The organism is Caulobacter sp. 73W (genome assembly GCF_041021955.1).
Classification (GTDB): domain Bacteria; phylum Pseudomonadota; class Alphaproteobacteria; order Caulobacterales; family Caulobacteraceae; genus Caulobacter.
In genome coordinates this window covers 467,028-492,724 of record NZ_CP158375.1, presented here as the reverse complement: position 1 = coordinate 492,724, position 25,697 = coordinate 467,028, and the positions used below count along the sequence as shown (strand labels likewise).

The 25,697-nt window shown below is 67.8% G+C and carries 28 protein-coding genes, 1 tRNA gene and 2 pseudogenes; 27 read left to right on the top strand and 4 right to left on the bottom strand.

Annotated features, from left to right (window positions below):
• The first annotated feature begins 9 nt into the window (after positions 1-9).
• From ABOZ73_RS02350 to infA, 4 genes and pseudogenes are all read left to right on the top strand, one after another.
• Positions 10-576, top strand: a complete 567-nt coding sequence (locus ABOZ73_RS02350; protein WP_369060390.1) for a DUF2239 family protein — start codon at positions 10-12, stop codon at positions 574-576.
• Entirely contained in the window at positions 573-914 is a 342-nt protein-coding gene (locus ABOZ73_RS02345; RefSeq protein WP_369060388.1) for a GIY-YIG nuclease family protein, read from the top strand. The genes ABOZ73_RS02350 and ABOZ73_RS02345 overlap by 4 nt, the downstream gene beginning before the upstream one ends.
• Positions 915-1,126: 212 nt before the next feature.
• A complete protein-coding gene (locus ABOZ73_RS02340) occupies positions 1,127-1,336 on the top strand; it encodes a cold-shock protein (protein WP_269716641.1) in 210 nt (69 codons plus the stop codon).
• Between the two features lie 113 nt (positions 1,337-1,449).
• Positions 1,450-1,665 (top strand): annotated as a pseudogene (gene infA / locus ABOZ73_RS02335) (translation initiation factor IF-1); the annotation flags it as partial.
• A gap of 104 nt (positions 1,666-1,769) precedes the next feature.
• Here infA and erpA read toward each other — a convergent pair.
• Positions 1,770-2,102 (bottom strand): iron-sulfur cluster insertion protein ErpA, encoded by a 333-nt coding sequence (gene erpA, locus ABOZ73_RS02330; RefSeq protein ID WP_277787417.1) that lies wholly within the window; start codon positions 2,100-2,102, stop codon positions 1,770-1,772.
• 83 nt (positions 2,103-2,185) lie between these two features.
• Here erpA and ABOZ73_RS02325 point away from each other — a divergent pair, with 83 nt between their 5' ends.
• The 12 genes and pseudogenes from ABOZ73_RS02325 to ABOZ73_RS02270 all read left to right on the top strand — a co-directional run bounded on the left by ABOZ73_RS02325 (position 2,186) and on the right by ABOZ73_RS02270 (position 13,587).
• Positions 2,186-3,364, top strand: coding sequence for a deoxyguanosinetriphosphate triphosphohydrolase (locus ABOZ73_RS02325; RefSeq protein WP_369060385.1), 1,179 nt, complete (start codon positions 2,186-2,188; stop codon positions 3,362-3,364).
• Between the two features lie 102 nt (positions 3,365-3,466).
• Complete coding sequence (locus ABOZ73_RS02320; protein WP_369060384.1) at positions 3,467-4,243, top strand: SPOR domain-containing protein; 777 nt, start codon at positions 3,467-3,469, stop codon at positions 4,241-4,243.
• Positions 4,244-4,253: 10 nt separating this feature from the next.
• Positions 4,254-5,276, top strand: a complete 1,023-nt coding sequence (gene nagZ / locus ABOZ73_RS02315; RefSeq protein WP_369060382.1) for a beta-N-acetylhexosaminidase — start codon at positions 4,254-4,256, stop codon at positions 5,274-5,276.
• Positions 5,273-6,103 carry a ScpA family protein gene (locus ABOZ73_RS02310; RefSeq protein WP_369060381.1) on the top strand — a complete coding sequence of 277 codons (831 nt, stop codon included), beginning with the start codon at positions 5,273-5,275 and terminating at the stop codon, positions 6,101-6,103. The genes nagZ and ABOZ73_RS02310 overlap by 4 nt, the downstream gene beginning before the upstream one ends.
• Complete coding sequence (gene scpB, locus ABOZ73_RS02305) at positions 6,103-6,750, top strand: SMC-Scp complex subunit ScpB (RefSeq protein WP_369060380.1); 648 nt, start codon at positions 6,103-6,105, stop codon at positions 6,748-6,750. The genes ABOZ73_RS02310 and scpB overlap by 1 nt, the downstream gene beginning before the upstream one ends.
• Before the next feature lie 132 nt (positions 6,751-6,882).
• Positions 6,883-7,089: a twin-arginine translocase TatA/TatE family subunit gene (locus tag ABOZ73_RS02300; RefSeq protein WP_269716648.1), complete on the top strand. Its 207-nt coding sequence runs from the start codon at positions 6,883-6,885 to the stop codon at positions 7,087-7,089.
• 53 nt (positions 7,090-7,142) lie between these two features.
• On the top strand, positions 7,143-7,667 hold the full coding sequence (gene tatB, locus ABOZ73_RS02295; RefSeq protein ID WP_369060379.1) for a Sec-independent protein translocase protein TatB: 525 nt from the start codon (positions 7,143-7,145) through the stop codon (positions 7,665-7,667).
• Positions 7,664-8,557, top strand: coding sequence for a twin-arginine translocase subunit TatC (gene tatC, locus ABOZ73_RS02290; RefSeq protein WP_369060377.1), 894 nt, complete (start codon positions 7,664-7,666; stop codon positions 8,555-8,557). The genes tatB and tatC overlap by 4 nt, the downstream gene beginning before the upstream one ends.
• Before the next feature lie 88 nt (positions 8,558-8,645).
• Positions 8,646-9,936: pseudogene (gene serS, locus ABOZ73_RS02285) on the top strand (serine--tRNA ligase).
• A 5-nt stretch (positions 9,937-9,941) separates the two neighbouring features.
• On the top strand, positions 9,942-10,730 hold the full coding sequence (surE, locus tag ABOZ73_RS02280) for a 5'/3'-nucleotidase SurE (RefSeq protein ID WP_369060375.1): 789 nt from the start codon (positions 9,942-9,944) through the stop codon (positions 10,728-10,730).
• A complete protein-coding gene (locus ABOZ73_RS02275) occupies positions 10,730-11,398 on the top strand; it encodes a protein-L-isoaspartate(D-aspartate) O-methyltransferase (protein ID WP_369060373.1) in 669 nt (222 codons plus the stop codon). The genes surE and ABOZ73_RS02275 overlap by 1 nt, the downstream gene beginning before the upstream one ends.
• A 140-nt stretch (positions 11,399-11,538) precedes the next feature.
• On the top strand, positions 11,539-13,587 hold the full coding sequence (locus ABOZ73_RS02270) for a LysM peptidoglycan-binding domain-containing protein (protein ID WP_369060372.1): 2,049 nt from the start codon (positions 11,539-11,541) through the stop codon (positions 13,585-13,587).
• Between the two features lie 3 nt (positions 13,588-13,590).
• Here ABOZ73_RS02270 and ABOZ73_RS02265 read toward each other — a convergent pair whose 3' ends face one another.
• A complete protein-coding gene (locus ABOZ73_RS02265; protein WP_369060371.1) occupies positions 13,591-14,430 on the bottom strand; it encodes an ATP-binding protein in 840 nt (279 codons plus the stop codon).
• A gap of 122 nt (positions 14,431-14,552) precedes the next feature.
• On the opposite strand from ABOZ73_RS02265, the gene yajC reads away from it, so the two are divergent.
• The 6 genes from yajC to ABOZ73_RS02235 all read left to right on the top strand — a co-directional run bounded on the left by yajC (position 14,553) and on the right by ABOZ73_RS02235 (position 17,947).
• Positions 14,553-14,852, top strand: coding sequence for a preprotein translocase subunit YajC (yajC, locus tag ABOZ73_RS02260; protein ID WP_369060369.1), 300 nt, complete (start codon positions 14,553-14,555; stop codon positions 14,850-14,852).
• Positions 14,853-14,876: 24 nt separating this feature from the next.
• Complete coding sequence (gene secD / locus ABOZ73_RS02255; protein ID WP_369060367.1) at positions 14,877-16,475, top strand: protein translocase subunit SecD; 1,599 nt, start codon at positions 14,877-14,879, stop codon at positions 16,473-16,475.
• Between the two features lie 11 nt (positions 16,476-16,486).
• Entirely contained in the window at positions 16,487-16,711 is a 225-nt protein-coding gene (locus tag ABOZ73_RS02250) for a hypothetical protein (RefSeq protein WP_369060365.1), read from the top strand.
• A 1-nt stretch (position 16,712) separates the two neighbouring features.
• Positions 16,713-17,417, top strand: coding sequence for a protein translocase subunit SecF (gene secF, locus ABOZ73_RS02245; RefSeq protein ID WP_369060363.1), 705 nt, complete (start codon positions 16,713-16,715; stop codon positions 17,415-17,417).
• A gap of 7 nt (positions 17,418-17,424) precedes the next feature.
• A complete protein-coding gene (locus tag ABOZ73_RS02240; protein ID WP_369060361.1) occupies positions 17,425-17,781 on the top strand; it encodes an Mth938-like domain-containing protein in 357 nt (118 codons plus the stop codon).
• 91 nt (positions 17,782-17,872) lie between these two features.
• Positions 17,873-17,947 (top strand) — tRNA-Val (locus tag ABOZ73_RS02235).
• A 34-nt stretch (positions 17,948-17,981) separates the two neighbouring features.
• Here the strand turns inward: ABOZ73_RS02235 and ABOZ73_RS02230 are convergent.
• Positions 17,982-18,677 carry an HAD-IA family hydrolase gene (locus ABOZ73_RS02230; RefSeq protein ID WP_369060359.1) on the bottom strand — a complete coding sequence of 232 codons (696 nt, stop codon included), beginning with the start codon at positions 18,675-18,677 and terminating at the stop codon, positions 17,982-17,984.
• A gap of 56 nt (positions 18,678-18,733) precedes the next feature.
• On the opposite strand from ABOZ73_RS02230, the gene glmU reads away from it, so the two are divergent.
• From glmU to ABOZ73_RS02205, 5 genes are all read left to right on the top strand, one after another.
• A complete protein-coding gene (gene glmU / locus ABOZ73_RS02225) occupies positions 18,734-20,110 on the top strand; it encodes a bifunctional UDP-N-acetylglucosamine diphosphorylase/glucosamine-1-phosphate N-acetyltransferase GlmU (protein ID WP_369060358.1) in 1,377 nt (458 codons plus the stop codon).
• Positions 20,107-20,793, top strand: a complete 687-nt coding sequence (gene rpiA, locus ABOZ73_RS02220; protein ID WP_369060356.1) for a ribose-5-phosphate isomerase RpiA — start codon at positions 20,107-20,109, stop codon at positions 20,791-20,793. Before glmU ends, rpiA begins: the two co-directional genes overlap by 4 nt.
• Positions 20,794-20,837: 44 nt before the next feature.
• A complete protein-coding gene (gene gor / locus ABOZ73_RS02215) occupies positions 20,838-22,223 on the top strand; it encodes a glutathione-disulfide reductase (protein WP_369060355.1) in 1,386 nt (461 codons plus the stop codon).
• Complete coding sequence (locus ABOZ73_RS02210) at positions 22,220-23,422, top strand: O-antigen ligase family protein (RefSeq protein ID WP_369060353.1); 1,203 nt, start codon at positions 22,220-22,222, stop codon at positions 23,420-23,422. The genes gor and ABOZ73_RS02210 overlap by 4 nt, the downstream gene beginning before the upstream one ends.
• A 115-nt stretch (positions 23,423-23,537) precedes the next feature.
• Positions 23,538-24,917 (top strand): class II 3-deoxy-7-phosphoheptulonate synthase, encoded by a 1,380-nt coding sequence (locus ABOZ73_RS02205; protein WP_369060351.1) that lies wholly within the window; start codon positions 23,538-23,540, stop codon positions 24,915-24,917.
• Positions 24,918-24,926: 9 nt separating this feature from the next.
• On the opposite strand, the gene ABOZ73_RS02200 is transcribed toward ABOZ73_RS02205, so the two are convergent.
• Positions 24,927-25,694: an energy transducer TonB gene (locus ABOZ73_RS02200; RefSeq protein WP_369060349.1), complete on the bottom strand. Its 768-nt coding sequence runs from the start codon at positions 25,692-25,694 to the stop codon at positions 24,927-24,929.
• Between the last annotated feature and the right edge of the window lie 3 nt (positions 25,695-25,697).

Genomic DNA, 25,697 nt, shown 5'->3' with positions numbered 1-25,697 from the left:
AAGTCGCGCATGAGCAACGCGACTTCTCCTGACAAGCCAAAGATCTGCACCGCCTTCGCCGGCCAGCGTCGGGTGGCGACTGGCCCCTTGGCCGATGTCGCCGTCGCGGTCTGGCGGGCGCTGAAGGTCGATCCGAACCAGACCGTGCTGACCTTCGATCGTTCGGGGCGTCTGGTCGACATCGAGCTGCGCGGTGATGAGGAGGACGTCCGGCAACGCTATGCCGAACCCGAGCCGCACCGGGGCAGGGGGCGTCCGAAGCTGGGCGTGGTGGCGCGTGAGGTCACGCTGCTGCCCCGTCACTGGGAATGGCTGGCCGAGCAGCCGGGCGGCGCCTCGGTCGCATTGCGGCGACTGGTCGAAGCGGCGCGGGCCGCGGGCGACGGTCAGGATCGCCGTGCGCACGAGGCGGCCTATCGCATCATGTCCGCGCTCGGCGGCGACCTGCCGGGGTTCGAGGAGGGCAGCCGGGCGCTGTTCGCCGGCGACCTGGGCAAGCTGGAGGCGGAGCTGGGCTCCTGGCCCGTCGACCTTCGCGATCACGTCCTGACCCTGGCGAGGGGCGGCGAGGCATGAACAACGAGCGTCGCAAAGCCCTGGTCCAGGCCTACAAGGAGATGCCCAAGCGGATCGGGGTGTTCGCCCTGCGTTGTGAGGCGGGGGAAAAGGTCTGGGTCGGGGTTTCGCGCAACCTCGACGCCCAGCAGAACAGCCTGTGGTTCAGCCTTCGCCTCGGCTCGCATACCGACCGGAACCTCCAAGCCTGCTGGAAGGCGGAGGGGGAGGCGGCCTTCCGCTATGAGGTGCTGGAAGTGATCGATCAGGAAGGCCTGTCGCCCTATGAATTGGCCAACGCCTTGAAGGACCGCGTTGCCGCCTGGCGGACTGATCTCGCGGCGTTTTCGTTGTCCTGAAGACGGTTGTCTTGGCGTATTTGCCGCACAACCCGGCCCTCTAGACAATTTTGCCCGGCACACATACTTTTCGCGCGATCGATATCTGTCGCGCCGTTTCTATCTTCCGCTCTCGTTACCGCGCGCGGATCGCCCAGAAGCCGACCATTCAGACTTCGACCGTTGGTGGGGCTTCTCCTCACCGCGCCAATTTATCTAAACGGAGAGCTGAGATGGCTACCGGCACTGTTAAGTGGTTCAACACGACCAAAGGTTACGGCTTCATCCAACCGGATGACGGCGGTAAGGACGTGTTCGTTCACATCAGCGCGGTGGAGCGCGCTGGCCTGCGGTCGCTGAATGACGGCCAAAAGGTCACTTACGAGCTGGAACGCGATCGTCGCAGCGGCAAGGAAGCCGCTGTGAACCTGCAGGCTTCTTAATAGGCCTTCAGGAGTGGGCGTGGTAAGCGCGCCCGCGCTCGAAACAGCCGAGCGCGCCGAAGCGTTGAGCTTCGGCGCGCTTTCGTCATTACTAACCAAACCCCCGGAGCCACATGGCCAAGGAAGAATTCATCGAGTTTGAAGGCGTCATCACGGAGTTGCTGCCGGAAGGCCGCTTCCGTGTTCAACTCGACAACGACCACGTTATCCTCGCCTACACGGCGGGCCGCATGAAGCGGAACAAGATCCGTTCGCTGGTTGGCGATCGCGTGACGGTCGAGATGACCCCCTACGACCTCGACAAGGGGCGGATCACCTTCCGTCACAAGACCGAAGGTCCGCGTCTGGGCGGTGGCCCGGGCCGTCCGCCGGCACGTCGTCGCTAAGAAGCGGTCTTTCCGGGGGAGGAGGCGACCCGCGCCTCCCTCCTGCGCTAGATCGAGAAGCTGACGCCGCAGCCGCAGCTGGACTTGGCGTTCGGGTTGCGGATGCGGAACTCCGCCCCGGCCAACTCATCGACGAAATCGATTTCCGAGCCCTTCAAGAGGGCCAGCGAAACCACGTCCACCAGGGCGGCGGCGCCGTCGCGCTCGATCTTCAGGTCATCCTCACCCGCCTCGCGCACCAGATCGAACTGGTACTGGAAGCCGGAACAGCCGCCGCCTTCGACGGCGACGCGCAGCATCACGGGCGCGCCTTCCTGTTCGGAGATGGCGCGGATGCGGCGGGCGGCGGGTTCGGAAAGGGTGACCGGAATGTCTGTCATGGCTGTGGAAAACTAACGCTTTCCCTATATGAGCAAGTCGTCGCCCTTTCGAAAGGGGCGACAGGCAATCATCGAGGCAGAACATGTCGTCCTCCGCGCCGTACCGGGCTCCCTACGCAGAAGACGCCGCCAAATCGCGCGGCCGCCGGTTCCCCGAGGCCGACAGCCGTACGCGCACCCCGTTCGCGCGTGATCGCGACCGCATCATCCACACCACGGCCTTTCGCCGACTGAAGGAGAAGACCCAGGTCTTCGTCGCCCACGAGGGCGATCACTTCCGCACTCGCCTTACCCATTCGCTGGAAGTGGCGCAGATCGCCCGCAGCCTGGCGGCGGGACTGGGACTTGATCACGACCTGGCCGAAACCATCGCCCTGGCCCATGACCTGGGCCACCCGCCGTTCGGTCACGCCGGCGAGGACGAATTGGAAAAGCAGGCGGCCCAGTGGGGCGGCTTCGACCACAACGTCCAGACCTTCCGCGTCGTCACCGACCTTGAGCGCCGCTATCCCGATTTCGACGGCCTGAACCTGACCTGGGAGACCCTGGAAGGGGTCATCAAGCACAACGGCCCGGTCACCTCGAAGCTGGGCAAGCCGTCCTGGAAGGCCGTCGTCGACTTCAACGCCGGCTACGACCTGGAGCTGGGCGGCTGGGCCTCGGCCGAGGCCCAGGTGGCGGCTCTGTCGGACGACATCGCCTATAACAACCACGACGTGGACGACGGCCTGCAGGCCGGGCTGTTCACCCTGGACGAGCTGATGGACGTGCCGCTGATCGGCCCGATCCTGGCGGCCGTCCGCTCGGAGCGTCCGGACCTCAACGCCGACCTGACCCGCATGGAGGCCGTGCGCCGCATGATCGGGGCCATGATCGACGACGTCATGGGCGAAACCCTGCAGCGCGCCGCCGCCGGCCACATCGCCAGCGCCAATGACGTGCGGGCCATGGATCACGCCCTGGTGTCGTTCTCGGCCGACATGGCCGAGGACCTCGCCCGCCTGCGGGAGTTCCTTTACACGCGGATGTACCGCCACTGGAAAGTGAACCGGACCCGCAGCCAGGCGCGCCGCATTCTGGCCGAGATGTTCAGCTTGTTCATGGCCGAGCCCGACGTCCTGCCGACCGAGTGGTTCATCCGGTCGCAGAACGGCGACGAGGCCGGTCGGGCCAGGGTGGTGTGCGACTACATCGCCGGCATGACCGACCGTTTCGCCATCGAAGAGCACCGCCGGCTGTTCCATCTGGACGTCTGGAACTAGCGAAACCGCCGGTTCAGGAGCCGCCGGGCCTTCGATAAACTGCTGCGACGCGCGTGTGATTCGCCTTGCGCTCCGCGCTGGTTTCCTGGAGTTCCTGGTTCGATGTCTGATCCCGAGCGCGGCGCCTACACGCCCCATACCGACGAGCCCCTGGCTTTCGACGCGCGCCGTCCGGTGCGCGGGTCGCGCCCCTTTCCGCTGACCCTGATCATCAGCGGCGTGGTGCTGCTGACCCTGATCGTGGCCATCGCCCTGATCTATCGCGGCGGCGTGCGCGCCCCGAACGAGGCGCCGCAGCCCGTGGGCGAGCCCGCCGGCCAGATGAAGGGGCCCGCGCCGCTTGACGCCCAGCCGGCCGATCCGGCCGCCGGCCTGCAGATCTATCGCTCCGAAGGTCAGGCGGAGGAGGGGGCGACCCCGAACTTCGCGCCGCCGCCGGAAGAGCCCCAACCGCGCCCCGCGCCGTCCACCGCTCCGGTGCAGTCGGCCGGCCTGCCGCCGGCCCAGACCGCGCCCACGACGCCCGCCGCTCCGCCGCCCGCGCCGACCAAGGCGCCGCCCGCTGCGGCGCCCCCGCCCGCTCCGGCCAAGGTCGTGACGCCGCCAGCCGCCACGACGGCTGCTCCCGCCGCTTCCGGTGGCGCGGCCGCCGTCCAGATCGGCGCCTTCTCCTCGGCCGCCCTGGCGGACAAGGGCTGGAACGACGCCGCGCGCATCGCGCCGGGCGCCGCGGCCGGCAAGGGCAAGCGCGTCGAGCAGATCGAACGCGACGGCAAGACCCTGTTCCGCACCTCGGTCACCGGCTTCGCCTCGCGGTCGGAAGCCCAGGCCTTCTGCGACGCCCTGAAGGGCGCCGGGAAGTCCTGCTTCGTGAAGTGACGGAGGCAAGGTGAGCCACGCCTGCATCCTGGGCTGCGCCGGCACGCGCCTGACCCGCCATGAGAAGGATTTCTTCAGGGCCGAGCGGCCCTGGGGCTTCATCCTCTTCAAGCGGAACATCGAGACGCCGGACCAGGTGCGGCGGCTCACCGCCGAGCTTCGCGAGACGATCGAGCGTCCTGACGCGCCGATCCTGATCGACCAGGAGGGCGGCCGCGTCGCCCGCCTGCAGCCGCCGCACTGGCGGCGCTATCCGCCGGCGCGGGCCTATGCCGAGATTTGCCACAACGACCCGCTGGCGGCCCGCGAGCTGGTCCGCCTCGGCGCGCGGCTGATGGCGCACGACCTGACCAGCATCGGCGTCAATGTCGACTGCGTGCCGGTGCTGGACGTGCCGGCTCCCGACGGCCACGAGATCATCGGCGACCGCGCCTACAGCAACGATCCGGACCAGGTCGCGCGCCTGGGCCGCGCCGCCGCCGAGGGACTGATCGCCGGCGGCGTCCTGCCGGTAATCAAGCACATTCCCGGCCACGGCCGCGCTAGGTCCGACAGCCACGAAGAGCTGCCGGTGGTCGATGCGAGCCTGGAGGAGCTGGAAGCCCGCGACTTCCCGCCGTTCCGCGCCCTGTCGGACATGCCGATGGCGATGACCGCGCACGTCATCTACAACGCGCTCGATTGGCGTCGCCCGGCGACCCATTCCAAGCGCGTCATCACCCAGACCATCCGCCATTCGCTGGGCTTCGAAGGCCTGCTGATGAGCGACGACCTGTCGATGAAAGCCTTGAAGGGCTCGTTCGAGGCGCGGTCGCGCGCCGCCCTGGCCGCCGGCTGCGATGTCGTCCTCCACTGCAACGGCGACATGACCGAGATGAAGGCGGTGGTCGCCGGCTGCCGCCCCCTGTTCGGCAAGGCCAAGAAGCGCGCAGAGGCGGCCATGAACCGTCTGGCGATCCGGCCCGAACCGTTTGATCTGGCCGAGGAACGGGCCCGCTTCGAAAGCGCGGTCTCCAGGACGCTGGCGGGATGAACGACCGCAGCTTCCAGCCGACCTTCGATTTCGATGCGGCGGCTGAGGCGGCCGAGGACGGCGTCGCTTTGGTCATCGACATCGATGGCTATGAAGGCCCGCTGCACGTTCTGTTGGCTCTGGCGCGCAGCCAGAAGGTCGACCTGCTGAAGCTGTCGATCACCAAGCTGGCCGAACAGTACCTGGCCTTCGTGCATCAGGCGCGCCGCCTGAGGTTCTCGCTGGCGGCCGATTATCTCGTCATGGCCTCGTGGCTGACCTACCTGAAGTCGCGCCTGCTGCTGCCCAAGCCCGAACGGCCCAAGGGCGAGGAGCCGCCGGCGGAGGAGATGGCCGCGCAGCTGGCCTTCCGCCTGGCCAAGCTCGACATGATGCGCAAGGCCGTCGACGCCTTGAACAGCCGTCCGCTGCTGAAGCGGGACATTTTCCCGCGCGGCGACCCGGAGGCGATCAAGGTCGTGCCCTCGACCCGGCTGGAGGGCGACCTCTACAGTCTGATGAGCGCCTACATCACGCAGCGAAAGCGCGAGGAAAGCCGGCGGTACGCGCCGCAGCCGCCCACCGCCTACGCCCTGGAAGAAGCCCGCGACCGCCTCCGCGCCCTGCTGCCGGAGATGGAGGGCTGGACCACCCTGGACACCGTCGCCCCGCCCAAGGGCGCGCAGGGCGAAGAGGGGCCCAGCCGCGCCTCGTTCGTGGCCTCTACCCTGTCCGCCAGCCTGGAGCTGGTGAAGGAGGGCGGGCTGGAGGCCCGTCAGCTTGAGCACTTCCAGGACATCTACCTGCGCCGCCGCGAAATGCCGGCGGCTGAACCGACGCTGCTGTGATGGATGAACTTCTGATCGAACGGGCGATCGAGGCCCTGCTGTTCGCGGCGGCCGAGCCGATCAGCGAGGCGGATCTCGCTCGCCGCCTGCCCGAGGGCGCCGACGTGGCGGCCGGGATTGAAGCCTTGCGTCGCCGCTATGAGGGCAGGGGCGTGGAGTTGGTCTGCGTGGCGGACCGCTGGCGCTTCACCACGGCGACCGACCTGGCCTACCTGATGACCGAGGAGCGCGAGGAGCCGCGCCGCCTGTCCAAGGCCGCTCAGGAAACCCTGGCCATCGTCGCTTATCACCAGCCGGTCACCCGCGCCGAGATCGAGGCCGTGCGTGGGGTCCAGGTCAGCCGCGGCACCCTGGACGTCCTGCTGGAGCTGGGCCTGGTCCGCATGCGCGGCCGTCGCCGCACGCCGGGCCGCCCGGTTACCTTCGGCACCACGGACGCCTTCCTGGAGCACTACGGCTTGGCCAATCTGGCCGACCTGCCTGGCATGGCGGAGATGAAGGCCGCCGGCCTGCTCGACCTGAACCTGCCGCCGGGCTTTTCCGTGCCCGATCCCACTGGCCTGCGGGACGGGGAAATCGAGGATCCGCTGGACGAGGGCGAGACGCCCGAGTTCGCGCAGGACTTCCTGGGTGAGGAAGAGCCGTAGTCCCCACACGCTGGGCGCGGAAGGACGCAGGGCTTCGCTTACGCCTCGCCAAGGCCTATATTCTGTGCGAAACGCACGGTTCCGTCGGAGCGGCCCATAGGATGGGCCCCGATGTTAGGGAGCATACTCGTCATGGGTTCGATGAGCTGGATTCACTGGGTGATCGTGATCGCGGTCGTGGCGCTGCTGTTCGGCGGCCGCGGCAAGCTGTCCGGGATCATGGGCGACGCCGCCAAGGGCATCAAAGCCTTCAAGGAAGGCCTGAAGGACGACGACAAGCCGGCCGATTCCAAGCCGCTTCCGCGCACCGAAGCGGAAAAAGAAGAGCTGCGTAGCTAGTTTTTCCATCGCGCGGGCTTGCGGGTTCGCGCGATGACGCCTCTAAGGCCGTTATGCTTCCCGAGATCGGCGCTTCCGAACTTATGGTCATCGCCGCGGTCGCTCTGATCGTGGTCGGCCCCAAGGACCTGCCTGTCCTGCTTCGCAAGCTTGGACAGTTCGTCGCGCGTCTGCGCGGCATGGCCAACGAATTCCGCGCATCCTTTGACGAAATGGCCCGCCAGTCGGAGCTCGACGAGCTGCGCAAGGAAGTGGCCGCCATGCGCGCCGGCCAGTTCACCGACCCGGTGAAGAGCGCGGCGGAAGCGGCCAAGGACGCCGACGTCGATCAGGTGTTCAACGACATCGACGCCAGTCTGAAGGACAGCGGCATGTCCTTCCCGCCGACCAGCTTCGCCGCCCAGAACGAGCCCGCGGCCATCGAGCCGACGCCCGGGCCGGCCAAGACCAAGCGCAAGGCCGCGCCGAAGAAGGCCGCGGCCTCAAAGGCGGCAGTCGCCAAGGCTCCGGCCAAGAAAGCAGCCGCGCCGAAGAAGGCCGCCGCCAAGACGGCCAAGGCTGCGAAGGCCAAGTCATGAGCGACTACAACGACGACGAGATCGAGGCTTCCCGCGCGCCGCTGCTGGATCATCTGGTCGAGCTGCGCAACCGCCTGATCATCTGCGTCGCGGCGCTGTTCGTCGGCTTCGGCCTCTGCTTCGCCTTCGCCGACACCCTCTATGTCTTCCTGCTGCGACCGTTCGAGGTCGCCGCCGGCCTGATGGCCGCCCAGAAGGCGAGCGGCGGCAAGCACGGCCCCTTCGACCTGTTCTTCGCCCTGTTGGGGCTCAAGGACATCCCGCCCTTGGCTCCGGGTGCTCTGAAGCTGGTCTTCACCGCGCCGCTGGAGTTCTTCTTCACCAAGCTGAAGCTGGCGGCCTTCGGCGCCGTGGCGATCTGCTTCCCGGTCCTGGCCTTCCAGCTTTATCGCTTCGTGGCGCCGGGTCTGTACAAGAAGGAACGCAAGGCGTTCCTGCCGTTCCTGCTCGCTTCGCCGGTGCTGTTCATGCTGGGCGCGACGCTGGTCTATTACGTCATGCTGCCGTTTGTTCTGTGGTTCTCCCTGAGCCAGCAGATCGTCGGCGCGGGCAATATCTCGGTCGAGCTGCTGCCCAAGGTGTCGGACTATTTCACCCTGGTGACCTCGCTGCTGCTGGCCTTCGGCCTGTGCTTCCAGCTGCCGGTGGTGCTCTCCCTGGCCGGTCTGGCGGGCCTGGTGAACGCCGAGATGCTGCGCACTGGCCGCCGCTACGCCATCGTCGGCGTCTTCGTGGTCGCGGCCATCGTCACGCCGCCCGATCCGATCAGCCAGCTCATGCTCGCGATCCCGATCTGCCTGCTCTACGAAATCTCGATCTGGTGCGTGTGGCTTATCGCCCGCAACCGGCGGATCGAGGACGAGGCCGGCCAGGACCTGGTCAGCACCTAAGAGTCTGCTTTCGGAGCGTTTCTGCGGGTTGGCGCCCTGAGCAACGCGCCTTAAGGAAAGCGGCTCTCCCGCTTGCCCGAGAAGACCGATGCACGACATCAAGGCCATCCGCGAAAACCCCGACCAGTTCGAGACGGTGTGGTCCGCGAAAGGCTTCTCCGGCAAGGCCGCCGAAGCCGTCGCCCTGGACGCCGCCCTGCGCGCAGCCCAGACCGCCGTCCAGGAAGCCCAGGCCAAGCGTAATGAGTTCCTCCAAGCTGATCGGCGCCGCCAAGGCCAAGAAGGACGAGGCCGAAGCCGCCCGCCTGATGGCCGAGGTGGAGGCGCTGAAGGGCGTTCTGACCGAGCAGGGCGCGGTGGAGGCCGAGAAGGCCGCGGAACTGCACGACCTGTTGGCCGGCCTGCCTAACATTCCCTATCCCGACGTGCCAAAGGGCGACGACGAGGAAGGCAATGTCGAGCAGCGCCGCTGGGGCGACCCCGCCAACCCGCCCGCCGGCAAGCTGTCGGCCGTGAAGGATCACGTCGATCTGGGCGAAGCTCTCGGCGGCATGGACTTCGAAGCGGCCGCCCGCATGAGCGGCTCGCGTTTCGTGGTGCTCAAGGGGCAGATCGCCCGCCTGGAACGCGCCATCGGCCAGTTCATGCTGGACCTGCAGGTGACCGAGCATGGCTATACCGAGGTCAATCCGCCCGTCCTGGTGAAGGCGCCGGCCCTGTTCGGCACCACCCAGCTGCCGAAGTTCGAGGACGACCTCTTCAAGACCACGGACGATCGCTACCTGATCCCGACGGCCGAGGTCACCCTGACCAACATCGTCCGCGAGCAGATCCTGGCCGAGGAGGAGCTGCCGCTTCGCCTGACCGCCCTGACCAACTGCTTCCGCGCCGAGGCGGGTTCCGCCGGCCGCGATACCCGCGGCATGATCCGCCAGCACCAGTTCAGCAAGGTCGAACTGGTCGCCATCACCACGCCCGAAGCCTCGGGCGAGGAACACGAGCGGATGACCACCTGCGCCGAAGAGGTGCTGAAGCGCCTCGAACTGCCGTTCCGCACCATGCTGCTCTGTACCGGCGACATGGGCTTCGGCTCGCGCAAGACCTACGACCTGGAAGTTTGGCTGCCGTCGCAGGGCATGTATCGCGAGATCAGCTCCTGCTCGAACTATGGCGAGTTCACCGCCCGCCGCATGGACACCCGCTTCCGCAAGACCGGTGAGAAGGGCACGCACTTCGTCCATACGCTCAACGGTTCGGGCCTGGCGGTCGGCCGCACCCTGGTCGCCGTGCTGGAGAACTACCAGGACGAAAACGGCCGCATCGCCATCCCCTCGGCCCTGCAGCCCTACATGGGCGGCCTGACGCACATCGGGGGCTGATCGGCGTGCGCATCCTGCTGACCAACGACGACGGCATTCACGCCGAAGGCCTGCAGGCGCTGGAGCGCATCGCGCTCACCCTGACGGACGATGTCTGGATCTGCGCGCCGGAGACGGAGCAGTCGGGCGTCGGCCGGGCCCTGTCCCTGACCGCCCCGCTGCGGGTGCGCCGGATCGAGCCGCGCAAGTTCGCCGTGGCCGGCACGCCGACCGACTGCGTCATGCTGGCGGTTCAGGACCTGATGGACGGCCCGCCGGACTTGATCCTGTCGGGCGTCAACCGCGGCCAGAACATCGGCGAGGACGTGTCCATGAGCGGCACCGTGGCCGGCGCGATCCAGGGCATGGCCCTGGGCGTCCCTGCGATCGCTCTCAGCCAGGCCCTGCGGGTGTTCCATGACAGCGAGCGTGCGCTTTACGACACCGCCATCGAGCACGCCCCCGGCATCATCCAGCGCCTGGTGGAGCTGGGCTGGCCCAAGGACGTGATCGTCAACATCAACTTCCCTGATGCGCCGGCCGACCAGGTGACCGAGGTGGAGGTCACTAAGCAGGGCTTCCGCGACGCCTCGATCATGCACGCCGAGCGCCGCACCGACCTGCGCGGCCGCGACTATTACTGGATGGGCTTCCGCAACGAGCCCTCGCGTCCGTCAGACGGCACCGATATCAAGGCGGTGTATGAGGGGCGCATCTCGGTGACGCCGCTTCATATCGATCTGACGCACCACGACACGGTCCACCAGATGAAGGGCCTGCTCGGCGGCGCCATTCCGAAAGTGAAGGCGGGCTGATGGCCAAGGCTCCCAAGACTGCTGCTGACGCCGCCGAAACCCAGATGGCGCGGCTCATCCTGGCCCTGCGCTCGCAGGGGGTGACCGAGCCCGGCGTGCTGAACGCCATCGAGAAGACGCCGCGCGATCTGTTCACCCCCGACCTGTTCAAGGAACGGTCGTGGGAGGATTCGGCCCTGCCGATCGCCTGCGGGCAGACGATCAGCCAGCCGTTCATCGTCGGGCTGATGACCCAGGCCCTGACCCTGGAGCCGCGTTCGCGGGTTCTGGAGATCGGCACCGGCTCCGGCTATCAGACCGCGATCCTCTCGAAGCTGGCGCGGCTGGTCTACACGGTGGAGCGCTATCGGACCCTGATGAAGGAGGCGGAGAGCCGCTTCTCGACCTTGGGTCTCACCAATGTGATCACCAAATTCGGCGACGGCGGCGAGGGCTGGGCCGAACAGGCGCCTTTTGACCGCATTTTGGTCACGGCGGCGGCGCCAGATGAACCCAAGACGCTGCTCAGCCAGCTCAAGCCCAACGGTGTGCTCGTCGCGCCGATCGGCAAGGGGCCTGTCCAGAGCCTTCGGCGCTATGCCGGGGACGGGCAGGGGGGCTTCACGGTCGAGGTCCTGTGTGACGTTCGCTTCGTCCCGTTGCTCGACGGCGTGGCGCGCGAGCTCTAGGGCGCTTTCCGCCTCTTGGACGGCCGGGAATCGCTCGCGAGAAAACGTCGCGAGCGGCCGACGGTTTGGTTGTGCTTAACGCGGGCTTAACGCTGTCGCGGCACGAGTAGGGATTGTGTGAGTTGAAAGAAGGTTCAGCGATGACGGACAGCAAACCCCGCAGCACGCTGATCGCCGCAAGTCTCATGGCGCTGTCCGCCGCGCTCGCTGGCGCGGCTACGGCCCAGACCCCGCGCTATCCCATCACGCAGGACGCGCCGCGCGGCGAAGGCCTGCGCATGCCTAAGCCGAACTTCCCGATCCGCAATCCCTCGCCGGCCGAAGCGGTGGCGGCCTCCGCCCCGTCCTATGCGCCTCCGGCGCAGGTTTTCGGCTCCAGCTCCAGCATCACCAGCAGCGCCATTCCGGACGCCGCTCCGAGCACCGTCCGCGCCCCGGCCCCCGTCAGCAGCCGTGAACTCGCGCCGTTGGAACCGGCCCGCGCCAGCCAGGCGCCCGACAACGGCGCATTCGAGATCGCCCTGGCCCAGACGCGCAGCCGCCGCAGCGGTTCGGCCGTCCGCGAGACGCCGGCCTCGGAATATGTGGTCAAGCGCGGCGAGAACCTCGCCTCGATCGCCCGTGCGCTGGGCGTGACCCAGGACGCTCTGGCCGAAGCCAACGGCCTGCGTTCGCCCTATCGTCTGGACGCCGGCCAGAAGCTGAAGGTGCCGGGTACGGCGGGCGGCCTGCGCGGTTCGGTCAGCTCCGAAACCACGGGCTCCTACAAGGTTCAGCGCGGCGACACCCTGGCCACCATCGCCAAGGCCCAAGGCGTGTCGATCAAGGATCTGGCGGCCGCCAATGACCTGCGCTCGCCCTACCGCCTGAACGCCGGCCAGACCCTGAAGGTCCCGGGCGGCGCGGAGCCGGCTCGTTCGACCTCGACCCCCAGCCGGGCGCCGGAACGCAGCGCCGCGGCCAGCACCCATACGGTCTCGGCCGGCGACACCCTGTTCGCCCTGGCCCGCAAGTACGACACAACCCCGGCCGCGATCGCCGAGGCCAGCGGCATCTCCGCCAGCACCGGCCTGCGCGTCGGCCAGAAGCTGACCATCCCGGGGCAGGGCGGCCCGACCCCCGCCCGTGCGGAGCCGGAGGCCGCGCGTCCCGCGCCCGTCACCAGCCGTCCGAACCAGGTCCGCCCGTCTCGCGAGGAGCCGGTCGCCGAGACGACCGAAACCTCCAGCGCCCCCGGCGGCGGCCGCGTCATCACGGTCGATGGTCCGGCCAAGAGCTACACGGTCAAGAAGGGCGACAATCTCGACGAGATCGCCGACCGCATGGGCATGAGCCGCCGCGAGCTGGCCAGCCTGAACGGCCTGAAGTCGCCTTATCGCCTGACCGTCGGCCAGCGCCTGAAGGGCGAAGCCACCCGCGCCAAGGCCTATGTGGTCGAAAGCGGAGACACCCTGGCGGTGGTCGCCCAACGCTTCGGCGTCACGTCCCGCGCCCTGGCGGCCGAGAACAACCTGCGCACCACGGCCAAGCTGCGTTCGGGCCAGCGCCTGATCCTGCCGGACGGCTCTCGTGATCGCGGCGTCCCCAAGCCGACCGCGTCCACCCCGTCGCCGGTTCGCGAAACGACCCCGGCTCCGGCGACGACGCCCAGCCGCGAGACCGCCCTGCCTTCGACGCCGCAACCGTATAGCGGCACGCCGACCCGCCCCGCGACGCCGCCGGCGACGTCTTCGCGGCCGCAGATCGCCGACGCTCCGGCCGCCCTTAGCGAGACCGAGATCGTCGCCGCCGGCAAGGGCCGCTTCGTGTGGCCGCTGACCGGCGAGATCCTGTCCGACTTCGGCCCCAAGGCCGGCTCGCAGCGCAATGACGGTCTGAACATCCGCGCCAACGCCGGCGAGGCCGTGCGCTCCGCCGCGGCGGGCGAGGTGGTTTATTCCGGCGACCAGGTCCCTGGCTTCGGCAACCTGGTGCTGGTCAAGCATGCGGACGGCTGGGTCACGGCCTATGCGCACCTGGGCCGTACCGACGTGAAGATGCGCCAGCAGGTCGCGCAGGGCCAGCAGATCGGCCAGGCCGGCTCGACCGGCGGCGTGGCCGAGCCGCAGCTGCATTTCGAGGTCCGCTACGCCCCGTCCCCGAAGGACAAGGCGCGGCCGATCAACCCGACCCTGGTCTTGCCGCAGTAGGCCTTACGGGTTCAGCTTCACCCCAAGCTCGCCCGCCAGGTCGCGGACGAACTGCCAGGCGATGCGGCCCGAACGCGAGCCGCGGAGCTGTGACCATTGCAGGGCGCGGCGCTCCAGGTTCTCGACCTTCAGGCCGAAGCGTTCCGAATAGACGCGGATCGCCTCCAGGTAGGTCGGCTGGTCCATGGGCGGGAAGCCTAGCCACAGGCCGAAGCGGTCCGAGACGCTGATCTCTTCCTCGGCGTCTTCCTGGGCGGCGATGGCGCCGCGGCCCTCCACGTGATCGCGGGGCATCAGGTGGCGGCGGTTGGACGTCGCCACGAACAGCACATTCTCCGGCGGGCCTGACACGCCGCCTTCCAGGGCAGACTTCAGGGCCTTGGCCGCCGCCGCGCCGTCCTCGAACGATAGGTCGTCGCAAAGGACCACGAAGCGCTCCGACCGGCCGCGCAGCTCGTCGAACAGGGCGGGCAGGGCGGTCACCGCGTCGCGATCCACTTCCACCAGCTTCAGGACCGGCTGGGCCTTGGCCGCCTCCATGAACGCCGCCTTGGCCATGGAGCTCTTGCCCGTGCCCCGCACGCCCCACAGCAGGACGTCGTTGCACGGCAGGCCGCTGGCGAAGCGCTGCAGGTTCTGCAGGAACTTCTCCTTCTGCCGGTCGACGCCGACCAGCAGGTCCACCGGCATGGGATAGTCCGGGGCCGGCAGGAAGCCGCCCGTCTCCGGATCATGGCGGAACAGACGGGCGCCGCTGAAATCGGCCTGCGAGGCGGTCGCGGGGGCGATCCGTTCGAGGGCTTCGGCGATGCGGGCGAGAATGGGGGAAAGGTCCTGGCTCATGGTGTGGCTATAAGCCTCCGACCGCTCATTGCAAAAGGGGAGGCGAGCGCATAGCTTCCGCCGACCTGAAAACGGCCACGTTCCGCGAACGGAGAGCCGCAAGAGATATATTGGAGACGTGAATGAACCCGGCCGCCGGTCCCCAGGATTTCCTGATCCAGATCGCCCCGATCCTGCTGCTCGTGGTGCTGTTCTACTTCCTCATGATCCGCCCGCAGCAAAAGCGGATGAAGGAACACGCCGCTCTGCTGGCCGGCCTGAAGCGCGGTGACAACGTCGTCCTCTCCAGCGGCATCCTCGGCAAGATCGTGCGCGTCGAGGAAAAGGAAGTCGGCGTGGAGATCGCCCAGGGCGTCACCGTGAAGGTGGTCAAGGGCATGATCACCGAAGTTCGCACCCGCGGCGAACCGGCCAACGACTAAAGGCCCGCAGGCGAACACCCCTTCATGATCGCTCTCTCACGCTGGAAAATCGTCCTCGTCGTCCTGGCGCTCGTGTTTGGGGTGCTCTTCGCCCTGCCGAACGTCCTGCCGCAACGGACGGTGGATTCGCTGCCGGGCTGGATGCCCAAGCAGCGGCTTAACCTAGGCCTCGACCTTCAGGGCGGCTCCTATCTGCTGCTCGAGGTGGATACCCAGGCCCTGCGCGCCGAACGCCTGAACAACATGGTCGAGGACGTGCGCACGACCCTGCGCAACGAACAGATCGCGTTCAGCGGCCTTGGCGAGCAGAACGGCCGCATCTCGGTGTTCATCACCGACGCGGCCCAGGCCAACACGGCCGCCAACACCCTGCGCAATACCGTCGGCGCGCCGCTGGCCGGCACGCCCGGCGGGCGTGACGTCAACGTCAACCTGCAGGGCCAGCGTATCGAAATCACCTTCGTCGCCGCGGCGTTCAACGCCGAAGCGGCCAAGGCGGTCGATCAGTCCATCGAAATCATCCGTCGCCGGATCGACCAGATGGGCACGAAGGAACCGGCGATCAATCGCCAAGGCACCAACCGCATCGTCGTGCAGGCGGCGGGTGAGAGCGATCCTGAGCGCCTGAAGAACGTCATCGGCCAGACCGCCAAACTGACCTTCCAGATGGTCGACGAGACCGTCACGCCGGAAGAGATGGCGGCCGGCCGCATTCCGCCCGGCTCAGTCTATGTGCCGTCCGAGGACGGCTACACCGCCGGCTACGTCCTCAAGAAGCGCGCCGTGGTCACCGGTGAGATGCTGACCGACGCCCAGCAGCAGTTCGACCAGCAGTCGGGCAGCCCGGTGGTGTCGTTCCGCTTCAACGGCCAGGGCGCCCGTCGTTTCGGCGACGCCACCGCCGCCAACATCGGCAAGCGTTTCGCCATCGTCCTGGACAACAAGGTCATCTCGGCCCCGGTCATCAACACCGCGATCACCGGCGGCTCGGGCCAGATCACCGGCAACTTCACCGTCCAGACGGCCAACGACCTGGCCGTCCTGCTGCGGGCCGGCGCCCTTCCGGCGCCGCTGAAGGTCGAGGAGCAGCGCACCGTCGGCGCCGAGCTGGGGGCTGACGCCGTCCGCGCCGGCGCCATCTCGATCGCCATCGGCTTCGTCGCCGTGGTCGTGTTCATGCTTCTGGCTTATGGCGGGCTGTTCGGGGGGACGGCGGTGCTGGCCCTGTTCCTGAACGTGATCCTGCTCGTGGCGATCCTGTCGCTGACCCAGGCCACCCTGACCTTGCCCGGCATCGCCGGCATGATCCTGACCCTCGCGGTGGCGGTAGACGCCAACGTGCTGGTCTATGAGCGGATGCGTGACGAGGAGCGGGCAGGCAGACCGCCTCTATCGGCCATGGACATCGGCTTCAGCCGCGCCCTGGTCTCGATCATCGACGCCAACGTGACCTCGCTCATCTCGGCGCTGATCATGTTCCAGTTCGGCTCCGGCGTGGTGAAGGGCTTCGCCTGGACCCTGTCGGTGGGCGTGTTCACCTCGCTGTTCACGGCGCTGCTGGTCACCCAGGTCCTGCTTGGCCTGTGGTTCCGCTCGGCTCGTCCCAAGAAACTTCCGATTTAAGGGACGCGACCATGCATTGGCCCCTGATCAAAAACCTTCCCCACGTCACCAACTTCCGCTTCACGAAGCTGGCGCCGTACCTGGCCGTGGTGTCGATCATCTTCGTGGTCGCCTCGGGCGTGTCGCTGTTCACCCGCGGGCTGAACCTCGGCACCGACTTCGCCGGCGGCACGATGATGGAAATCCAGAACTCCTGGTCCGGCCCCCATCGCCGAGCTGCGCAGCAGCCTCGGTGAAATGGGCGCCGAGGACGCGCAGGTTCAGTCGATCGGCTCCGTCAACGCGGCCATCCTGCGCTTCCGCCTCGCCGAGAACGTCAACTCGATCGAAGGCGCCGAGGTCATCAAGAAGCAGCTGGCCGAGAAGTTCACCGGCATCCAGTTCAAGCGCGTGGACATCGTCGGCCCGAAGGTTTCGGGAGAGCTCTTCCGCTCGGGCTTCACCGCCCTGTCGATCGCCATGGGCCTGATGCTTCTCTACATCTGGATCCGGTTCCAGCTGCAGTTCGGCGTGGCCGCCGTGGTGGGCGTGCTTCATGACGCCGTGCTGACGCTTGGCATGCTCTCGGCGCTGCACATCGAATTCTCGATGACCACCATCGCCGCGCTGCTGACCGTGGTCGGCTACTCGATGAACGAGAAGGTCATCACCTTCGACCGTCTTCGCGAGAACCTGCGCAAGTACAAGGTCACGCCGCTGCGCGACCTGATCGACCTGTCGGAGAACGAGCGTCTGTCCCGTACTCTGATCACCGGCTCGACGGCGCTGCTGGCGCTGGCGGGCATGCTGTTCCTGGGCGGCCCGACCCTGTTCCCGCTGATCTTCACCCTGGTTTTCGGCATCCTGATCGGCACCTATTCGTCGATCTACGTCGCCTTGCCGCTAGTGCTGGTGTGGGGCGTCAATCGCGGCGCCGGCGACGCGGCTCCGGCCAAGGCCTGATCCAGTCATGCGTCAGCCGCCGTCCATCGACGCCTACGGGGACGGCGGCTTTCGCGTGCAGGGCAAGCGGCACGACGGCTCGCTCCTGCTGCTCGGCGATCAGCCGCATGTCTGGCCGGTCAGCAATCTTGCCGACCTGAAGCCCGAGGACTTCGCCGACGTTGTCGCGGCGGGGCCGGGCGTTTCCGAATTCATCCTTCTGGGCACCGGCGCGGTGATGGCGCCGCCGTCGCGCGCCGTGAGGGACGCCATGCGCGCCGCGGGCCTGGGTCTGGAGTTCATGTCCACCGAGGCGGCGGCCAAACTCTACAACGTTTTGGCCACCCAGGGACGCCGCGTGGCGGTCGCCCTGATCGCCGTCTGACGGCGGTGTTCACAGCTTTGGGGACAAGGTTCGCAAAAGCGCCTTGCCCCCGCCGAATGGGCGGGCTATAGGCGCAACCCTTCCTGCCGGCGGATGCGTAGCTCAGCGGGAGAGCACCTCGTTCACACCGAGGGGGTCACAGGTTCAATCCCTGTCGCATCCACCATTCCTTCCCTGAAAATCCGGCCTTCAAGGCCAGATCAGGCGGCGCCCTTGGCCCAGGCGCGCACCACCCTGTCCAGCTCGTCGAAGTGATCGATGACGATGTCGCCGCCCAGTTCCTTGGCGGGCGCTTCGGTGTAGCCGAAGCTGACCACCACGACGGGGACGCCGGCATTCTTGCCGGCCCCGACGTCGGCGATGCTGTCGCCGACCAGAATGGCGCGGTCGGTGCTGCCGCCCACCGCCTCGATGGCGGCCAGCAGGTGACGGGCGTCCGGCTTGGGGGCGGGGGCCTTGTCCTGGCCCACCACGGCGTCGAACAGCGGCGTCATCTCCAGGGCGTCCAGCAGGGCCGTGGACAGGTTCGTCAGCTTGTTGGTGCAGACGCAGAGCTTGGCCCCGTCGGCCCGCAGTGTCTTCAGCGCCTCGATCACGCCGGGGAACGGCGTGCTCTCGTGGGCGATGCGGCCCAGGTAGATGGCGATGAATCGCTCCACCAGCTTGGGCGTGCGGTCCGCGTCCATGGGCGCGCCGGCGGCGGCGAAGCCTTGCTCCAGCAACGCCTTGGCGCCGCGCCCCACCATCAGGCGGACGTCCTCGTAGGGCAGGGGCGCCAGCCCCTCCTCGTCGAGTACGGTGTTCAGCGCTCCGATCAGATCGGGCGCGGTGTCGACAAGCGTGCCGTCGAGATCGAAAGCGACGGTCAGGCCGGAAAGCGGGAGCTGGTCATGCATAAGGCCGCCGTTTCCGCTAAACGCGAGGGGAAAGCAATGCAGGAGCGCGAGTCGCCATGACCACCGCCGCCCCCAAGGGCCGCCCCCGCGCCGCGGTGATCCTCGCCGCCGGCCAGGGCACGCGCATGAAATCGCCGACGCCCAAGGTGCTGCACAAGGTCGGCGGCCGCACCATGCTGGACCACGCCATCGACGCGGCGCAAAGCCTGGGCTGCGAGCGCATCGTGGTCGTCTGCGGCGCGCACAGCCCGCAGGTCGGCGCGCATGTGGCCAAGCGCCTGGGCGAGAGCGCCGTGGCTATCCAGGACCCGCCCCAGGGCACGGGGCACGCCGTCCTGGCCGCCAGGAAGGCTCTGGAGGGCTTCAGCGGCGATGTGGTGGTCACCTATGCCGACTGCCCCATGCTGAACGCCCAGACGATCGCGCCGCTGTTCGATCTGAGGGGCGGGGACGCCGATGTGGCGGTGCTGGGCTTCGACGCCGCCGATCCGGGCGCCTATGGCCGACTGATCATCGCCCCACACCAGATCCTGCTGCGCATCGTCGAGGCCAAGGAGGCGGACGAGACGGTGCTAGCGGTGAAGCACTGCAACTCCGGTGTCCTGGCCGCCGACGTCGGCGTGCTGTTCGACCTGCTGTCAAAGGTCACCAACGCCAACGCCAAGGGCGAGTACTACCTGACTGACATCGTCGGCCTGGCCCATGACGCCCACCTGCAGGCCCGCGTGGCCTTCGCTTCCGAAGAGGCGGTGATGGGGGTGAACTCCCAGGCCGAGCTGGCCGCCGCCGAGGCGGCTTTCCAGCGCCGCCGTCGTCTGGCCGCCATGGACGGGGGCGTGTCCATGCCCGCGCCGGAAACGGTCTTCCTGTCGTGGGACACCGAACTGGCGGCGGGCGTCGTGGTGGAGCCCAACGTCGTGTTCGGCCCGGGGGTAAGCGTGGCCAGCGGCGCCCAGATTCGCGCCTTCAGCCATCTGGAGGGCGCGGTGGTCCACGAAGGAGCCGAGATCGGCCCCTATGCCCGCCTGCGCCCCGGCGCCGACATCGGCCGCGACGCCAAGGTCGGCAACTTCGTCGAGGTGAAGAAGGTCAAGATGGGCGAGGGGGCCAAGGCCAACCACTTGTCCTATCTGGGCGACGGCACGGTAGGCCCCAAGGCCAACATCGGCGCCGGCACGATCTTCTGCAATTACGACGGCTTCGAGAAGTTCGAGACCCACGTCGGTCCCGGCGCCTTCATTGGTTCCAATAGCGCTCTCGTGGCTCCGGTGACCGTAGGCGAAAACGCCATGACGGCGTCCGGCTCCGTCATCACCAAGGATGTCGAGGCCGGCGCTCTGGCCCTGGCCCGCGCCGAACAAACCACCAAGCCCGGCTGGGCCGCCAAATTCCGCGCCTTGAAGGCCGCGAAGAAGAAGGGAGCGCAGAAGTGAGCGCCGACGACCAGAAGCGTATCTCCGGCGAAGCCGCCGCCGAACTCGTCGAAAGCGGGATGATCGTTGGCCTGGGGACCGGCTCCACCGCCGCCTGGTTCGTCAAGGCGCTGGCCGCGCGCAAGCTGACGGGCGTCAAAGGCGTCCCGACGTCGGAAGCCACCGCCGCCCTGGCGACGGAACTGGGCATCCCGCTGCTCGACCTCAATGACGTGTCCGAGATCGACGTGACCGTGGACGGCGCCGACGAGATCGGCCCCGGCCTGTCCCTGATCAAGGGCGGCGGCGCGGCCCTGCTTCGCGAGAAGCTGGTCTGGGAGGCGTCCAAGCGCTGCGTGGTCATCGCCGACGCCGCCAAGAAGGTCGAAACCCTTGGCAAGTTCGCCCTGCCGATCGAGGTGGTGGCCTTTGGCCACATCTCCACCAGCCGCCGCATCTGCGACGCCCTGTCGGAGTGCGACATCGGCATTCCGCCGCGCCTGCGGGTCAAGGACGGCGCGCCGGTGAAGACCGATGGCGGCAATCTGATCTACGACGTGGCCTGTGGCCGGATCGCGGACCCCTCAGCCCTGGCGGCGGCCCTGAAGAGCGTCACGGGCGTGGTCGAGCACGGCCTGTTCCTTGATCTCGCCGAAGAAGCCCTGCTGGGAACCGACGACGGCATAGTGCGCCTTCAACCCTGAGACCCTATCTGTGGGTTCAAGCGTGACTGGATCGGGAGCCATCGATGGCTGACTACGACTACGACCTCTTCGTCATCGGCGCCGGCTCCGGCGGCGTCCGGGCCTCGCGCCTCGCGGCCATGAGCGGGGCCAAGGTCGCCGTGGCGGAGGAGTATCGGGTCGGCGGCACCTGCGTGATCCGCGGCTGCGTGCCCAAGAAGTTCATGGTCTACGCCTCCGAATTCGCCCACCACTTCAAGACGGCCGAAAGCTACGGCTGGTCGAAGGTCGAGAGCACCTTCGACTGGAAGACCTTCATCGAGGCCAAGGACGTCGAGATCGCCCGCCTGTCCGGCATCTACGTGCGCAACCTGCACAACGCCGGGGTCGAGATCGTCCATGGCCGCGCGACCATCAAGGGTCCGCACACCATCGAGATCACCGGCAACGACGCCCGCACGGTGACGGCCAAGAAGATCCTGATCGCCGTGGGCGGCCGCCCGTCCGTGCCGGAGGAAGTGCCGGGCATCGAGCACGTCATCACCTCGGACGACGCCTTCCATCTGGAAGCCCTGCCGAAGCGGATCGTTATCGTCGGCGGCGGCTACATCGCCGTGGAGTTCGCCGGCATCTTCGCTGGCCTCGGCTCGGACGTGACCCTGGTCTATCGCGGCACCAATGTCCTGCGCGGCTTCGACGACGACATCCGCGCGCACCTGGCCGGCGAGTTGGAGAAGCGCGGCATCCGCGTCGTCCTCGGTTGCTCGCCGACAAAGATCGAGAAGACCGCCGGCGGTCTCGTCGCCCATCTGGGCAACGGCATCATCTGCGAGAGCGACCAGATCCTCTACGCCACCGGCCGCAAGCCGCATGTGGACGGTCTGGGCCTCGACACCGTCGGGGTGGAGCTGAACGAGAAGGGCGCCGTGAAGGTCGACGAGCAGTCGCGCACGACGGCGGAGGGCATCTGGGCCGTCGGCGACGTGACCGACCGCATCAACCTGACGCCGGTCGCGATCCGCGAAGGCGCGGCCTTCGCCCAGACCGAATTCTACGACAACCTGACCACCTTCGATCACGACAACGTCGCCAGCGCCGTGTTCTCCCAGCCGCCGATCGGCTCGGTGGGGCTGAGCGAGGCCGACGGCCGCCGCAAATTCGGCAAGGTCGATATCTATCGGACCGTCTTCCGCCCGATGAAGTATGCTTTCGCGGGCGTCGAGGAGCGTTGCCTGATGAAGCTGGTCGTCGAGGCCGAGACCCAGAAGGTGGTTGGCGTCCATATCGTCGGCCCCGATGCGCCGGAGATGATCCAGCTCGCCGCCGTGGCGGTGAAGATGGGCGCGACCAAGGCCCAGTGGGATTCCACCTGCGCCGTCCACCCGACGGCCGCCGAGGAGCTGGTGACCATGCGCGAGAAGTATGTGCCGCCGGAGCTGGGCGCCGCTTGACCGACGTTTCCGTAGAAGCCGCATCGCGCCCGACGCGAGGAGAGGCCTGGCTGGGCTTCACCGCCGGGTTCGTCCTCGTCCTGACGCCGATCCTTGGCTACCTCGCGCCCCTGGCTTTCGCGCCGCTGATGGGTGTCGCGGGGGTGATGGCTCTGCCGCTGCTGCGCCGGCGGTGGGGCTCCATCCTGCCGATGGCTCCTTTGCTGCTGTTGGTCATCTGGGCGCTGATCTCGCTCGACTGGAGCCCTTATGTCGGCGTCAAGCCGAAGGCGGCGCTGGAGAACGCGCTGAAGCTGCCGCTGCAGCTGGCGCTCTATGGCTCCGCCGTCCTGGCGTTCGCCCAGCTGGCCGCCCGCTCAGCGCGTCGCGCCCAGGCGGTGCTGGCGGCGGGGACGGGGCTTCTGGCGCTCATCCTGTTCATCGACGGCCTGTTGGGCGCTGCCCTGTACCAGGCGGTGAAGCAGGCGATCGGCGACCCGATCCGCGCCGATCTCGCCCGCCGCAACATCGCCCAGGGCATCTACGTCCTGGCGGTGCTGTTCTGGCCCGCCGCCGTCGCCGCCTGGCGCAGCGGCTGGAAGTTGGCCGCCCCGGCCGCGGGCTTGCTGCTGATCGGCGCATCGGGCCTGCTGGGGGCGGACGCGCCCATCCTGGCCTTGCTGCTGGGCGGTATCGCCTTCGCCGCCATCCGTTTCGGCGGACGGATCGGCGGTCTGGCCTTCATCCCGCCCATCGCCCTCTATTTCATCCTGTCGCCGATCCTGACCCTCGAGGCGGCGCGCAACGGCCTGTTCGCCTGGCTGCACCGGATCGTCGGCCAGTCTTGGGATGCACGGCTCGACATCTGGGCCTTCAGCGCCGCGAAAGTGCTGGAAAAGCCGGCCCTGGGCTGGGGCTTCGACGCTAGCCGCACCTTCGATCCCGCCATCCCCCTGCATCCGCACAACGCGGCCTTGCAGCTTTGGCTGGAGCTTGGGGCCGCCGGCGCCGCCCTGGGCGCGGTGTTCTTCTGCTGGACCGCCTTCACCCTTGCCAACCGGGCCGAGGAGAGTCGGGCCGAGGCGGGGGCTGGCTTCGGCGCATTGATCGCCTACCTGACCGTCGGAGCGATCAGTTTCGGCGTCTGGCAGGAATGGTGGCTTGGCATGGGAGTCCTTGGGGCATGTATATGCCTCGTTCTCCGCCAAGCACGGGTATGAGGGGCAAAATTTTTCGTTAGTTTCGGATGAAACGAGACATTTTGCGCACGTTTTTTGCTTTGCGGTTTGGTTTAGGGTAGAAGCCTCGCCTTTCTTCTGTTCCTGAGTAGCTGCAATGACGACCCAACGCTGGACCCCGCAGTCCTGGAGAGCCAAACCCGCCAAACACGTGCCGACGGATTATCCGGATGCGGCCGCCGTGGAACGGGTCGAAGGCACGCTTCGTCAGATGCCGCCGCTGGTGTTTGCGGGCGAGGCCCGCCGTCTGAAGAGCCTGCTCGGCGACGTGGCCCAGGGCCGCGCCTTCCTACTGCAGGGCGGCGACTGCGCCGAGAGCTTCAAGGAATTCCACGCGGACAACATCCGCGACACCTTCCGTTTGATCCTGCAGATGGCGGTGGTGCTGACCTTCGCCGGCGGCAAGCCGGTGGTGAAGGTGGGCCGCATCGCCGGCCAGTTCGCCAAGCCGCGTTCCGAGCCGATCGAGACCATCGACGGGGTGACGCTGCCGTCCTACCGCGGCGACAACATCAACGGCATGGGCTTCAACCCCGAGGAGCGGATCCCCGACCCGGAGCGCCTGCTCAAGGCCTACGCCCAGTCGTCCTCGACCCTGAACCTGCTGCGCGCCTTCGCCACCGGGGGCTATGCGGACCTGTACAACATCCACCGCTGGACTCTCGGCTTCGTGGACGGCAGCCCGCAGGGCGCGCGTTACCGCGAGCTGTCCGAGAAGATCAGCGAATCCCTGGCCTTCATGGCGGCCATCGGCGTGACGCCGGAGACCTATCCGGGCCTGCATCAAGTGGACTTCTTCACCAGCCACGAAGCCCTGCTGCTGGGCTTCGAGGAAGCCATGACCCGCGTCGATTCCACCTCGGGCGACTGGTACGACACCAGCGCCCACATGCTGTGGATCGGCGAGCGCACCCGCCAGCTGGACGGAGCGCACATCGAGTTCATGCGCGGCGTGAAGAACCCGATCGGCGTGAAGTGCGGCCCCACCATGGAGCCGGACGACCTGCTGCGCCTGATCGACGCCCTCAACCCCGCTGACGAGCCGGGCCGTCTGACCCTGATCGGCCGCTTCGGCGCCGACAAGATACACGACCGCCTGCCGCGCCTGATGGAAGCGACCAAGCGCGCCGGCCGCACCGTGGTGTGGTCGACCGACCCCATGCACGGCAACACGCTGAAGGCGGCCAACGGCTACAAGACTCGGCCCTTTGACCGGATCCTGGCCGAGGTTCGCGGCTTCGTCGAAGTGGCCGAGGCCGAGGGCGTCCACCCCGGCGGCGTCCATCTGGAGATGACCGGCCAGAACGTCACCGAATGCCTTGGCGGGGCTCGCGCCCTGTCTGAAGGCGACCTGGCCGACCGCTACCACACGCACTGCGACCCCCGGCTGAACGGCGAGCAGGCGCTGGAGCTGGCGTTCCTGATGGCTGAAAAGCTGAAGGCCGCCCGTGACGGCGGCCTGCGCAAGGCGAGCTAGTCTCGCCGCCTACCGGTTGAGGAAGAACTCGACCGGCGCTGAAATCTCGATCCGCTCGCCTCGCAGATGACGCGGGGCGGGCGGGAACGGGTCAGCCCTCGCCAGCATGGCGATGACTTCCGCGTCCAGCATCTGATGACCGGAGCTGCGGACCACGTCGCCGTTCAGGACATGGCCGGCGCGATCCACGACAAAGCGAATTTCGACGATGCCTTCCTCGCGGCGCATGCGCGCCTTGCGAGGATAGGTCTTGTGCGACTCCAGCCAGGTGCGCAGGCGCGAGGCGTAGTCCTTGCCGGCGCCGTGCGGCGCATCGACGTCCATGCCGGTCGCATTTCCCACCCGGCGGGCCGGCGCGGCGACGGGCGTCGGCGCGATCGGGCCGGAACTCGGCGGCGCGGCGTCAGCGACGGCCTGCCGGGTGGGTTGCGAAGCCGCCGACGCTGCTTCCGTCCGGGGGGATGAGTCCCGAACCGCCGAGGAAAGGGGGACAACCTCGGGCGGCGGCGGCGGTTTCAACGGTTCGGCCTTGGTTTCCGGCTCCACGGGTGTGGGAGCCAACTCCGAGGCCGGTGTCGGGGTAGGGGACGGAGCCGACGAGGTGCGAGAGACGACTTCGCCGCCGCGCACTTCCGCCAGCTCCGCGGAAATCATCATCGGCTCCTGCATCATCCGGGTCGTGGGCTGCAGGCCCATCAGCATGGACAGGGCGACGAGGCCATGAGCCCCGGCCGCGCCCGTCCACGAGATCCAGCGAATGCGGGAGGCCGACTTCATGGG